General features: G+C 55.2%; 11 protein-coding genes and 1 riboswitch. Of the genes, 6 read left to right on the top strand and 5 right to left on the bottom strand.

Annotation, left to right across the window (positions count from 1 at the left end; genetic code table 11):
* Positions 1 to 29: 29 nt before the first annotated feature.
* Complete coding sequence (locus FCL49_RS01850; RefSeq protein WP_174352169.1) at positions 30 to 995, top strand: DMT family transporter; 966 nt, start codon at positions 30 to 32, stop codon at positions 993 to 995.
* Between the two features lie 31 nt (positions 996 to 1026).
* Here the strand turns inward: FCL49_RS01850 and fusA are convergent, their stop codons facing one another.
* The 4 genes from fusA to FCL49_RS01870 all read right to left on the bottom strand — a co-directional run bounded on the left by fusA (position 1027) and on the right by FCL49_RS01870 (position 7025).
* The gene (gene fusA / locus FCL49_RS01855) at positions 1027 to 3132 is read right to left on the bottom strand and encodes an elongation factor G (protein ID WP_174352170.1); all 2106 of its coding nucleotides are present in this window, start codon (positions 3130 to 3132) and stop codon (positions 1027 to 1029) included.
* A gap of 225 nt (positions 3133 to 3357) precedes the next feature.
* On the bottom strand, positions 3358 to 4395 hold the full coding sequence (locus tag FCL49_RS01860) for an ABC transporter ATP-binding protein (RefSeq protein ID WP_174352171.1): 1038 nt from the start codon (positions 4393 to 4395) through the stop codon (positions 3358 to 3360).
* On the bottom strand, positions 4392 to 5975 hold the full coding sequence (locus FCL49_RS01865; RefSeq protein ID WP_174352172.1) for an ABC transporter permease: 1584 nt from the start codon (positions 5973 to 5975) through the stop codon (positions 4392 to 4394). The genes FCL49_RS01860 and FCL49_RS01865 overlap by 4 nt, the downstream gene beginning before the upstream one ends.
* A 33-nt stretch (positions 5976 to 6008) precedes the next feature.
* Complete coding sequence (locus FCL49_RS01870; protein WP_174352173.1) at positions 6009 to 7025, bottom strand: iron ABC transporter substrate-binding protein; 1017 nt, start codon at positions 7023 to 7025, stop codon at positions 6009 to 6011.
* Between the two features lie 403 nt (positions 7026 to 7428).
* Between FCL49_RS01870 and FCL49_RS01875 the strand changes: the two genes are divergently transcribed.
* The 5 genes from FCL49_RS01875 to FCL49_RS01890 all read left to right on the top strand — a co-directional run bounded on the left by FCL49_RS01875 (position 7429) and on the right by FCL49_RS01890 (position 12324).
* On the top strand, positions 7429 to 8988 hold the full coding sequence (locus FCL49_RS01875) for an ABC transporter substrate-binding protein (RefSeq protein ID WP_217434296.1): 1560 nt from the start codon (positions 7429 to 7431) through the stop codon (positions 8986 to 8988).
* A 132-nt stretch (positions 8989 to 9120) separates the two neighbouring features.
* Positions 9121 to 9294, top strand: a riboswitch (M-box (ykoK) riboswitch).
* A gap of 30 nt (positions 9295 to 9324) precedes the next feature.
* A complete protein-coding gene (gene mgtE, locus FCL49_RS01880) occupies positions 9325 to 10389 on the top strand; it encodes a magnesium transporter (RefSeq protein WP_174352175.1) in 1065 nt (354 codons plus the stop codon).
* 151 nt (positions 10390 to 10540) lie between these two features.
* Positions 10541 to 10624 (top strand): protein MgtS, encoded by an 84-nt coding sequence (mgtS, locus tag FCL49_RS01885; protein WP_375190752.1) that lies wholly within the window; start codon positions 10541 to 10543, stop codon positions 10622 to 10624.
* A 110-nt stretch (positions 10625 to 10734) separates the two neighbouring features.
* Positions 10735 to 10914 (top strand): hypothetical protein, encoded by a 180-nt coding sequence (locus tag FCL49_RS24795; RefSeq protein ID WP_315902500.1) that lies wholly within the window; start codon positions 10735 to 10737, stop codon positions 10912 to 10914.
* Between the two features lie 27 nt (positions 10915 to 10941).
* On the top strand, positions 10942 to 12324 hold the full coding sequence (locus FCL49_RS01890; RefSeq protein ID WP_174352176.1) for a cation diffusion facilitator family transporter: 1383 nt from the start codon (positions 10942 to 10944) through the stop codon (positions 12322 to 12324).
* Positions 12325 to 12414: 90 nt separating this feature from the next.
* Here the strand turns inward: FCL49_RS01890 and FCL49_RS01895 are convergent, their stop codons facing one another.
* Positions 12415 to 12864, bottom strand: a complete 450-nt coding sequence (locus FCL49_RS01895) for a GNAT family N-acetyltransferase (protein ID WP_174352177.1) — start codon at positions 12862 to 12864, stop codon at positions 12415 to 12417.
* Between the last annotated feature and the right edge of the window lie 18 nt (positions 12865 to 12882).

The following is a 12882-nucleotide window of genomic DNA, read 5'->3' on the forward strand; positions in this document are numbered from 1 at the left end:
TTTTATTCACGGGTTCTGATGGAGTCACTATGTTTGTTGGCGTGTTATTTGCCCTGGCTGCCGGGCTGATGTGGGGGCTGATTTTTGTCGGCCCTTTATTGATCCCTGACTACCCGGCGGCGTTGCAGTCTACCGGGCGTTATCTGGCCTTTGGCCTGATTGCCTTGCCGCCGGCGTGGCTCGATCGTCAGCGTCTGAAAAAGTTACATCGTAACGATTGGCTGGAGGCGCTGAAGCTGACGGCGATCGGTAACCTGCTGTATTACCTGTGCCTGGCCAGCGCCATTCAGCGCACCGGGGCACCGGTATCCACCATGATTATCGGCACGCTGCCGGTGGTGATCTCGGTGACCGCCAACCTGTTTTACAGCCGGCACGACGGGCGACTCTCCTGGCGCAAGCTGACACCGGCGCTGATATTAATCGCCTGTGGACTGGCGCTGGTTAACGTTGCCGAGTTGCGGGGTAATACGGCACCGATCGATGTCTGGCGTTATACCAGTGGGCTTGGGCTGGCATTGCTGGCGGTGGCTTGCTGGACCTGGTTCCCGCTGCGCAATGCCCGCTGGCTGCGAAACAATCCGAGCCAAAGGCCTGCCACCTGGGCAACCGCGCAAGGGCTGGTCACCTTGCCGCTGGCGTTGGTGGGTTATCTGTTGGTTTGCGGGCAATTGGCTTTAACCCAGCCGACGTTTGCGCTGCCGTTTGGGCCAAGGCCGGAGGTGTTTGTCCCCTTGATGATCGCCATTGGCATGCTGTGCTCGTGGATTGGCGCCCTGTGCTGGAATGAGGCGAGTCAACGCTTGCCGACGGTATTGGTGGGGCCGCTGATCGTCTTCGAAATACTGGCCGGACTGGCTTACACCTTTATGCTGCGTCAGGCCTGGCCACCGTTGTTGACGCTGGGCGGGATTAGCTGCCTGATTATCGGCGTGATTTATGCGATGCGAATCAAGCCGCAGCCGGTGGTGGTGGCTTTGGCCACCAAAGAGTGAAGCCTGCCGCTGGCAGCGGCAGGCAGTCAACTCAAGATTTCCGGTGATGAATGATCTCTTCGGCCACGTTGCGCGGTGCCTCTGCGTAGTGGCTGAATTCCATGGTGTAGGTTGCGCGGCCCTGCGACATCGAACGCAGCGTGGTTGAATAGCCGAACATCTCGGATAACGGCACCTTGGCGTGGATCTCCTTACCGCCGCCGCCCGGAATGTCCTCCATGCCTTGCACCAGACCGCGCCGCGATGACAGGTCGCCCATGACGCTACCGGCGTAATCCTCGGGTGTTTCCACTTCTACCGACATGATCGGCTCGAGGATAACCGGGTCGGCCTGGCGACAGGCTTCTTTAAAGCCGAAGATCGCCGCCATGCGGAAAGCCTGTTCCGAAGAGTCGACGTCGTGGTAGGAGCCGAAGGTCAGGTGAACCTTGACATCCACCACCTGATAACCGGCCAGCACGCCGGTATTCAGCGCCTCCAGCACGCCTTTTTTTACCGCCGGGATAAACTCGCCCGGGATCACGCCGCCCTTGATCTCATCGAAAAACTCGAAGCCCTTGCCCGGCTCATTGGGTTCCACGGTAAATACCACATGGCCGTACTGGCCTTTACCCCCTGACTGGCGCACGAACTTGCCTTCCACATCGGTCACGCGCTTGCGGATGGTTTCGCGGTAAGACACCTGCGGTTTGCCGGTGGTGGTCGCGACGCCAAACTCACGGCGCATGCGGTCGACGATGATTTCCAGGTGCAGCTCACCCATACCGTAAATAATGGTTTGGCCGGAATCCTCGTCTGTGCGAACGCGGAACGACGGATCTTCCGAAGAGAGGCGCTGCAGGGCAATCCCCATTCTTTCCTGATCGGCCTTGGTTTTAGGCTCAATCGCCTGGGCGATCACCGGCTCAGGGAACACCATTTTTTCCAGTGTGATAATGGCGTTAGGATCACACAGCGTGTCACCGGTGGTGACGTCTTTTAGCCCCACGCAAGCGGCGATATCACCGGCGTGCAGTTCCTCGACATCTTTACGGTCATTGGCGTGCATTTGTACGATGCGGCCAATGCGTTCTTTCTTGTCTTTCACCGGGTTATAGACGCTGCTGCCTTTGGTCAGCACGCCGGAATAGACCCGCACGAAGGTCAGTTGGCCGACGAAGGGGTCGGTCATCAACTTAAACGCCAGCGCCGAGAATTTTTCGTCGTCGGCGGCCCGGCGAATGACAATGTTGTCTCGCTCGTCATGGCCTTCCATCGGTGGAACATCAAGCGGCGAAGGCATCAGTTCAATCACCGCATCCAGCATGCGCTGCACGCCCTTGTTACGGAAGGCCGAGCCGCACAGCATTGGCTGAATTTCGCCGGCCACGGTGCGCAGACGCAGACCACGGACGATCTCTTCTTCGCTCAACGGCATCTGATTGAGGTATTTGTCCATCAGCTCTTCCGAGCCTTCGGCGGCGGCTTCGATCATTTTATCCCGCCATTCCTGCGCGGAGTCGCGCAGTTCGGCCGGGATCTCTTCAAAGCTGAAGCTCATGCCTTGTGTTGCCTCATCCCACAGGATGGCCTTCATGCGCACCAAATCCACCACGCCGGTGAAATGGTCTTCGGCACCAATCGGGATAACGATCGGCACCGGGTTGGCTTTCAGCCGTTCGATCATCATTTTGCGCACGCGGAAAAAGTCGGCACCCACTCGGTCCATTTTATTGACGAATGCCAGCCGCGGGACCTTGTACTTATTGGCCTGACGCCAGACGGTCTCCGATTGCGGCTGTACGCCGCCCACCGAGTCATAGACCATCACCGCGCCATCCAGCACTCGCATCGAGCGCTCGACCTCAATGGTGAAATCCACGTGTCCTGGGGTGTCGATAATATTGATGCGGTGCTGCGGATAATTATGCTGCATGCCGTTCCAGAAGCAGGTGGTTGCCGCCGAGGTAATGGTAATCCCACGTTCCTGCTCCTGTGCCATCCAGTCCATGGTGGCGGCGCCGTCGTGGACTTCGCCCAGCTTGTGACTGACCCCGGTGTAAAACAGAATCCGCTCGGTGGTGGTGGTTTTGCCGGCATCGATGTGCGCCGAGATGCCGATATTGCGGTAGCGTTCAAGGGGGGTAGTACGTGCCATAATTAACCTTTCTTAGCCGCGATAAACCGCTGCGGCTTAAACAGTATGAATAATTATGATAATCCTCTGTGGGTTATCTCCGGACGGGTGAATGTTTACACCGATCACAGACTAATCGTAGTTGATGAAAGGGGTTTTGGTATTCGATGGCTGCGATAGGTTTTTTCGTTCGGGCGTGTCGGCACAAGATTAAAGAACAAAGGGGCGGTAAGCCCCCTTGATGGTCTACTCGGCAAAGATATGCGCCTGTCCGATGATGTTCAGATTGACGTGTGAACCGGGGCGGAGACCTTCGCGGCTGATGGTTTTAATCTCGATCGCGGTATTACTGTCGGTCATGTGCAGGTTTAAGGTCGAGACAAAACCGGCAAAATCAATACCGGTCACCACCGCCTGGCTCTGCTGCTGTGGTTCGGACTGGCTAATCTGGATCTGCTCAGGACGAAGCATGATGCGAGCCGGGCCACGGCGCTGACGATCGTCAACGGCAATCCGTCCTAACGCACAATCGGCCCAGCCTTGTTCCAGCTCAGCGGAAAGTACCAGCGTTTCGCCTAAAAAGGTGGCGGTCGGTTCGTCCACCGGCCTTAAGTAAAGATCTTGCGGCGGCCCGACCTGCGCCAAGCGGCCATTGCGCATTACCGCTACCTGATCGGCAAACGACAAGGCTTCGGTTTGATCGTGGGTCACCAGAATCGACGCGACTTTGGCTTCGGCCAGCAGTTCCGCCACCGCTTTGCGGGTCGCGGCCCGCAGGCCGGTATCCAGCGCGGAGAAGGGTTCGTCCAGCAACATCAACTTGGGTTGCTGAGACAGCGCACGGGCCAGCGCCACACGCTGTTGCTGACCACCGGAAAGCTCATGCGGCCACAGTGCCCCCAGGCGGCGATCCAGCGCCACCATCTCCATCAGGGCATCAATACGCAATTGCTTGTCACGCTTGCTGCCCTTCAGGCCGAAACCGATATTGCCGGCTACGGTAAAGTGCGGGAATAACGCGCCGTCCTGGGGGACAAAACCAATGCCACGCAGGTGTGCCGGCACCCAGCCGCTGCCGTTGGCCATCGCTTGTCCTTGCAGCATCACCTGGCCGCTGTCCGGAATTTCAAAACCGGCGATAATACGCAACAGGGTGGTTTTCCCCGAGCCGGAAGGGCCGACAATCGCCGTGCGGCTGCCCTGTGCCACGTTTAAATCAACATGCTCCAGCACCTTGACCGAGTTATAGGATTTACCGATGCCTTGCAGTTCAAGCGTGCTCATAATCCCGCCGTACGTTTGGATTGAGAATAAAGAAGCCAGGTCAGTGGCAACGACAACACCACCATAATCAGGGCGTAGGGTGCGGCCGCCACATAGTCTATCTCGCTGGTCAGCGCCCAGAAGCCGGTGGCCAGCGTGCGGGTACCGTTGGGGGCCAGCAGCAGCGTGGCGGTCAGCTCATTGGCGATCGCCAAAAACACCAATGCGGCACCGGCGGCGGCACCGGGGGCTGCCAGACGCAGCGTGGTGCTCCATAATGCTGCCGCCGGCGAGCGGCCGAGGCTACGGGCCACGTTTTCCAGCTCGACCGGTGCCTGGGCAATACCCGCGCGCAGGTTGATCAACGCCCGTGGCATAAACATCAGCAAGTAGGCCAGCAGCAGGGTGATTTCAGTCTGATAAATCGGCCGGAAGCTGTGAATGGTGATGGTCACCAGCGCCAGTGCCACCACAATGCCGGGCAGTGAACTGGTGATGTAATTACAGCCTTCCAAGACCCGATACAGCCGTGCCGGGTAGCGTACCGACAGCCAGGCCATAGGGATCGCGCACAGCGTGATCAGCAGCGCACCGCTGGCGGCCAGTGACAGTGTTTGCAGCAAGGCAGGCAGCAATTCGCTGTTGCGCCACACTTCAACGCCGCCCAAGGTCAACCAGCGGGCCAGGGTGATAAAAGGCACGCCCAGCGCCAACGCGGTGAGGCTCAGGGGCAGCAGCAGGCCGAACAGGGTGGTGATGGGCCCAAGGCGATAAGCCGTTTGACTGCGCGCGCTGCCTGAACCGACGCGGGCATAACGCGCTCGCCCACGGCTGATGGCTTCCAGCATCAATAATCCCAGGCAGCACAGCACCAGCACCCCAGCCAACATATTGGCCGCCGGGCCGTTAAAGGTCGACTGGAACTGATCGAAAATAGCGGTGGTGAAGGTGTCAAAGCGGATCATCGCATACAGGCCGTATTCGGCCAGCAGGTGCAGTGCGATCAGCAGCGAACCGCCCCAAACGGCCAGCTTTAGCTGTGGCAGCACCACGCGGAAAAACACCGCCAGCGGACGAGTACCCAGTGAGGTGGCGACGTCTTCAATACCGGGATCCAACCGGCGTAATACCGCCGCGGTGGGCAGATAAATAAAGGGGAAGTAGGCGATGACCGAAATAAACACCCCGGCCCCCAACCCATGCATCGAAGGCATCAGGCTGATCCAGGCATAGCTTTGCACGAATGCCGGCACCGCGAGTGGTGCGGTGGCCAATAATGACCAGATGCGACGGCCCGGCAGCGTGGTGCGTTCGGTTAGCCAGGCCAGCGCGACCCCCAGAATGGCGCAAATCGGCAGCGTGAACACCACCAACAGCAGAGTATTGAGCAGCAGTTCGGCCACCCGGGGGCGGAATACCAGCGCTTTTACCGTTGGCCAACCGGTTTCAAACGCCACGCTAATGACAAACCCCAGCGGCAATAGCGCCAGCAGGGAGAGTAAAATGGCGACCGCCACGATAAACAACCCGGGCCGTTGATGGCGGCGGGCCGAAGTATACCGTGGCTTTAAGCCGGCGGCGTTGAAACCTGTATTCGACATAGGGCTAAAAACTCTCTGTACCAATCAACCGGCTTACATCAGCCCGGCTTGAGTCATCAGTTCGACCACTTTTTTACCGTTCAATGCAGAAGCGTCAACCTTTGGTGCGTCCAGTTCTTTCAGCGGAACCAGTTTCGGATTAGAAGCCGCGTTGACGCCAACCGCATATTCGAAAGCGTTGTTGGTGCGCAGGATCTCCTGGCCGTTTTTACCGGTGATCCACTTAACGAATTCTTGCGCCTGTTTTTGGTGCTTGCTGGAGGCCAGTACGCCACCACCGGAGATGCTGACGAACGCACCCGGATCCTGATGTTTGAAGTAGTAAAGCTTGATATTTTTGCTGTTCTCGCCGGTCTTGGCGCCGTCAACGAACGGATAATAATGGTAGATCACGCCACTGTCGATTTGGCCGGCATTGACCGCTTTCATGACGGTACTGTTGCCTTTATAAGCGGTGAAGTTGGTTTTCATCGCTTTCAGCCATTCCAGCGTGGCTTTTTCGCCTTTCAGCTCCAGCAGTGCGCTGACGATCGCCTGGAAGTCTGCCCCTGAAGGCGAGGCGGCCCAGCGGCCTTTCCATTCTGGCTTGGCCAGATCCAGCAGCGACTTGGGCAACTGCGCCTCGGTCAGCTTCGCCGGGTTATAGACGAACACCGTTGAACGGGCGGCAATGCCAATCCAGCGGCCGTGTTGCGGACGATACTGAGGTTCGACCTGTGCTAGCGTCGCAGCATCCAGCGGGGCAAACAGCTTGGCGTTATCCACCAATACCATCGCCGGGGAGTTTTCCGTTAAAAAAACGTCGGCAGGGGATGCGCTGCCTTCTTGCACCAGTTGGTTGCCCAACTCGCTGTCGCCGCCGTTACGCAGGGTCACTTTAATGCCGGTGTCTTTGGTAAAACCGTCCACCCAGGATTTCACCAGGTTTTCGTGTTGGGCGTTATAAATAACAATGCCTTCATCCGGGGACGCCGCATTGGCCGAGAAGGCCAGCATCATGGACGATGCCAACAGGGCAATCGGGCCGAGAGAAGAGAAACGCAGCTTCATACAGTCATCCTTATTTAGAGAGTGCAGAGAAGAAATGCTAATTGTGACAAACGGACGTTGGGAGCCATGATTGTATATAAGAACATTAATAATGATAGTGAAAACGATTCGTATTAATTTATTTTTGGTTTTAGCTCAATAATTATCTCGTCTTAAGGAAAAATTAAGCTTTTAGAATGTTACCCAGCCATGGCAGGGGGCTATTTATTTGAATATGAAAGAAATTCACGTTGTTTGAGGAATGCTGTTTTGGTTATGAGTCATAGCGTTTAATCATTTAATTTATTCAACTGCTTCAAGGTATATATACGTCGACAAAACACCAATAAGGGATATCGACGTGAAGTATTCATTCAAACTTAAAGGATTGGCTGGTCTAATCATCTTGTCTTTTCAGGCGGGGATGGCAGTTAACGCCGCCGAGGTACCGGCAGGAACGCGACTGGCGGCGACTCAGGAACTGGTACGGGCCAATGGCTATGAGCCTGCAACGCTGGATCCGAATCTGGCGGAAAGCAACGTAGAGTTTTATATCTTCAATGACCTGTTTGAAGGGTTATTGCGGGTGGGGAAGAAGGGTGAAGTGATCCCCGCGTTGGCGACAAAATGGGAGCAGCAGGGCAATGTCTGGACCTTCCATCTGCGCCCGGATGCCAGGTGGTCCAACGGCGATCCGGTCACTGCCGGGGACTTTGTCTTTAGCTGGCGACGCCTGACTGACCCCAAAACCGCCTCTCCCTACGGCAGTTATCTGGCCTCCGCCTACGTGCTAAACGCGGCGGAGATTAACGCCGGCAGTAAACCACCGGCCGAACTGGGCGTGAAAGCGCTGGATGCACATACCCTGCAGGTGACCTTGGCCGAACCTAACTCTTATCTGCTCAAACAGTTGGTCCATTTCCCGGTGCTGCCGGTCAACCCGAAAGTGGTGGAGAAATACGGTAAAAACTGGACGCAGCCGCAGAACTTTGTCGGTAATGGGGCATTCCGGCTGGCACAGTGGGTGGTCAATGAAAAGGTGGTGGTGGTGCGCAATACCCAGTATTGGGATAACGCCCACACGGTGCTTAACAAAGTGACTTTCCTGCCGCTGCAGGGGTTCCCGGAAGTGGCACGCTTTCGGGCCGGAGAGATTGAGCTGGGTTACAGTGCGCCACCGGAACTGTACCAACAGTTAAAAAACAGCCTGGGCGATGAGCAATTAGTCACTTACCCGCTGTTGTCGACCAGTTACTTTGCTTTCAACAACCGCCAGGCCCCGTTTAACGATGTGCGGGTGCGCCAGGCGTTAAATCTGGCGCTGGATAAAGAGATTATTGCCAGCAAAGTGTTGGGTTATGGCCAGCAACCGGCCTGGACCTTCACTCCAACCGGTGCCGGTGGCTTTACGCTGCAGGCCGGTGAGGCGGCGGGATGGTCACCAGCACAACGCATCACGCAGGCAAAAAAACTGCTGGCCGAGGCTGGGTTTACGGCGGAACATCCTTTACGCTTTACCCTGCTGTACAGCAATGACGCGACCATTAAAAAGATTGTGATCGCCGCCAGCGCCATGTGGAAAAAGAACCTGGGTGTGGATGTCAGCTTGCAGAATCAGGAGCGCAAGGTGGTGCTGGACAATATCAATAACGGGCAGTACAGCGTGGCTTTCAGCCGCTGGCTGGCGGACTACAACGATCCCTCGACCTTCCTGAACGTATTCCGCTCCACCAGCAGTGAGAACTCGGCCAAATATGCCAATCAAGATTACGATCGCTTATTGCATCAGGCCACGGCAGCCCAGACCCCGCAGCAGGTACAACAGTATTTCCAACAGGCCGAAGATTTGCTGGCAAAAGATACCCCGGTGGCTCCGGTCTATTACGAAGCCAACGCTACGCTGGTCAAACCCTATGTGAAGGGCATCGACTTTACCCGGCAGGGGCCGCTGTACGATAAAAACGTGTATATCATCGCGCATTAACGTTTTAATAATGCGGATTGGGATGAATCCGGTCCGCTGTTAATAGATTTTTCTAAATGTTTCATAAACGGTTAGCCAGATTTTCGCCCGAAAATAAACAGTCGCGCCTATACTGCCCCCCGTAGTTTATATGCAGTATCTCGTTTGGCGAGGCTCCTATACAAACACAGGTTACTGATCTGACGACATCGAGAGATGCCCAAGGTTAAGACAGGCTTTATCGGATTAAGGTTCAGCCCAAGGTAACTTCTGATGAATACATCAGATACGTTGTATAGTGCTAAAACCTGGACGCGGAGATAGGCTGTCTGCACTCCCTCTGTGGTTAACGCCCCTATGCGATTCGCTGTTGAAGTTCAAACAGAAATAGGGACTAACATAATGAAGTCACATCACAACACATCATCCCCGGCGCTGGCCACAGCTGAAACTCTTGATGAGTCTTCGGTGGCGGGCTATATGAACGCCGATTTCATTACCATTCCAGGTAATATGACGGTCAATAAGGCAAAAGAATATTTTCTTTCGCAACTTAAAACCGACGAAATTCCGACCCAACTGTTTGTTACCGCCGACGATTATCATTTGCGCGGGACACTTTCGGTTAAAAAATTACTGCAATGCGAAGATAACGATAAAGCCGTTGGGGTCATGATCAACCACAGCTATTTTCAGGTTTCACCCGATGACGATCGTAATGACGTCGCGCATTTATTGGGTAAGGGCGGGCTGGACGTGGTGCCAGTGGTGGTCAATAAAACCCTGGTAGGCGTGTTGGGTGAAAAAGAAATTGCCCGGCTGATTGAAGACGAAAACACCGAGGATGCACAGCGCCAGGGCGCCAGCCTGCCGCTGGATAAACCCTATCTGGAAACCAGCCCCTGGGCATTATGGCGCAAGCGTTCGGTATGGTTACTGATGTTGTTTGTCGCCGAAGCCTACACCGGGAATGTGCTAAAGGCATTTGAAGAACAGTTGGAAGCGGCGATCGCGCTGGCGTTCTTTATTCCCTTGTTGATCGGGACTGGCGGTAACAGCGGCACCCAGATTACTTCCACGCTGGTTCGCGCCATGGCGCTGGGTGAAGTCAGCCTGCGTAACCTGGGCGCGGTGATCCGCAAAGAGGTTTCTACATCCTTATTGATAGCGGTCACCATCGGTGTAGCCGCCTGGGTCCGCGCCTGGATCATGGGGGTGGGCATGGACGTGACTATGGTGGTCAGCCTGTCGCTGGTGGCGATCACCGTCTGGAGCGCCATTGTCTCCTCGATTATCCCCATGCTGCTCAAGCGGCTGGGGATTGATCCGGCAGTGGTGTCGGCCCCCTTTATCGCCACCTTTATTGATGGCACCGGCCTGATTATTTACTTCAAAATCGCCCAGTATATTCTGGGGATTTAAACCGCCATCCGCTCCGTGTCGTAGCCGGGGCGGGTATTTTATTTCACTGAGAAGGAGGCACGTAAATACTCATGAGTAATGACAATCCCCGTTTTTTAATTAAAGGGGCTTCTATCGATAATAGTTAACCGAGGATAATATAATGGGAAATATGACAATTTTTGTAGGATTCCTGAGCATTATCAGCTCACTGGGCCTGTTAGCCGCCTATATGAGCACCAAATGGGATGATTAATGAACGCTAAAGGTCCGCCTGGATGCATCCTCCCCGAAGGTTTTATTTACTACGGGGAGGATGCGATTAAACTCTGACCGCCCAATGGGGACTTTGGGAGTATAACCACCATGATCCTTCTTATTCTTGGCTTGCTTTATGCCATTTTGATGATCTCTGTCGGTGTGAATGAGATTTATTTTTATTCAACCGGAAAATCAGAATTCCTGTCTAGTTTAATACTGACATTCTCGGGTACTATGCTGCTGGTTGCTTTTGTCTGGCAATGGTCGACTAAAATAAAAAAATGAATTACCCATTTGAATGTGAGCCGTAATATGCAAAATGAAAAACAATCCGTTGCCAGAAATTCCATGATAGCCAGTGGGCTATTGGCAACCGGTAAATTTATTGCCGGTATTTTTACCGGCAGTATTGGTCTTATTTCCGAAGGGATCCACTCTTTCACCGATTTTATCGCCACCAGCATTACCTGGCTGGCGGTGCGTATCAGCGACAAACCGGCTGATGATGATCACCATTTTGGCCATGGCAAAGTTGAAAACCTGGCGGCGTTGTTTGAAGTGCTGCTGCTGTTGGGCGCGGCGGGCTGGATTGTTTATGAGGCCGGCAAAAGCCTGTTGGGGGAGGCTCATGAAATTGTCGCGGCTCCGGTGGTGATTGCCGTGCTGTTGATCTCGATTGTGGTCGACTTTTTCCGCGTCAGGGCACTGAATCGCGTGGCGAAGGCTACCGACAGTGCGGCGCTGGAAGCCGATGCACTGCATTTCTTCTCCGATATGCTTGCCTCCACCGTGGTGCTGTTAGGCATGGTGTTTGTGATGCTGGGTTTCACCCGCGCAGATGCCATCGCCGCGCTAATCGTCGCTTGTTTTATCGTAGTGGCAGCGGTGAAATTGGGTAAGCGTTCGTTTGATTCGTTGATGGACACGGCGCCGGCCGGTGCCAAGGAAGAGATCGGTGTTTTGCTCGAGTCCTTCCCGGCGATACTGGCCACGGAAAATATCCGCATTCGCAACGCCGGTGCCATCTTGTTTATTGAGGTCACCGTCGCTGTCTGTCGCACTTTACCGCTGGAGCGAATTAACGCGTTGAAGCAGTCAATTGCCGAACGGCTGGAGCAGCAATATGCCAATGCCGAAGCCACGGTAATCGCTAATCCACAAACCCGCAGTGACGAAGACATGGCGACGCGCATCCGGGTGATCGCCGCCAACCACGGCGCGGTAGTGCAAAATGTGGCGTTACAGCAACTGCCGGAACGCATGTCGATAAGCATGGACTTGGCCGTGCCGGCCAGTGCCAACGTGGCGCAGGCGCATGAAATTGCCAGTGAGATTGAAACGCTGTTACGGCAGGCGATTGGTGAGGATACGGAGATCGAAACCCACCTGGAACCCCAAACAAATCACTGGATCGCCAGCGAGGATGTCGCGCCGGAGCAACTGGCGAGCATTCGCCAGATATTGGAAACGGTGGTGGAAAAAGGCGAGATGGTGCAGGACGTTCATAACATCCGCGCACGCAAAACCGCTGGCGGCATTATCGTCAATTTCCATTGTCGGGTTTCCCCGGCGGCTTCCATCGCATCGGCGCATGCGGCGGTAGACAGCATAGAGCGCCAGTTACGAGCACTTTACCCAAGCATCTCTCGGGCGGTAGGGCATGTAGAACCGATTAAACCTAAATCGGTCGTCTGAATCCCTGGTTTTCCTTACCTCAAAAGACCTCTGCATGCCGGGGGCGCTGCTGATAAACGCTCTTCAAATCTGCAATAAACGTTGTTGGCACTATGTGAGAGCGACAGAGAATGACAGCACCCAATGAGGCCGAAGCCCCGGTTGCTCAACCCACGCCCGGTAGGTCGTTGGGGGGACCACCGAAAGCCAAAAGGCCAGCCCCCCAGGGTTGTCGGCCAGTACCGACAGTTGCCAACGGCCAGGATGTAATTTGAATAACGCCTGCACGGCGCTTTTGCCGATGCCGTATTTGCGCCAGGGCCTGGCGATATAAAACTCGGCCATTTCAAGGGTGGTACCTGGCTCCAGGTTTCTGACCAGGGCAAACCCCACCGGTTGCTGCTGATTTAAAATCAGATAGGGGTATCTGCCGCTTTCCTGCCAATAGCGTGACAGGTGCGGGTAATCTATATCTGCGCCCAGTTCGCGCAAATAATCAGGCAGCATGGCCGCCAGCATCGCTTGCTCGGCATGGGCTGCCGGCCTGAGATGAATATTCATATCGCCCCCAAAAGGGAA

It is taken from the genome of Serratia proteamaculans (genome assembly GCF_013337185.1).
Taxonomy (GTDB): Bacteria; Pseudomonadota; Gammaproteobacteria; order Enterobacterales; family Enterobacteriaceae; genus Serratia; species Serratia proteamaculans_D.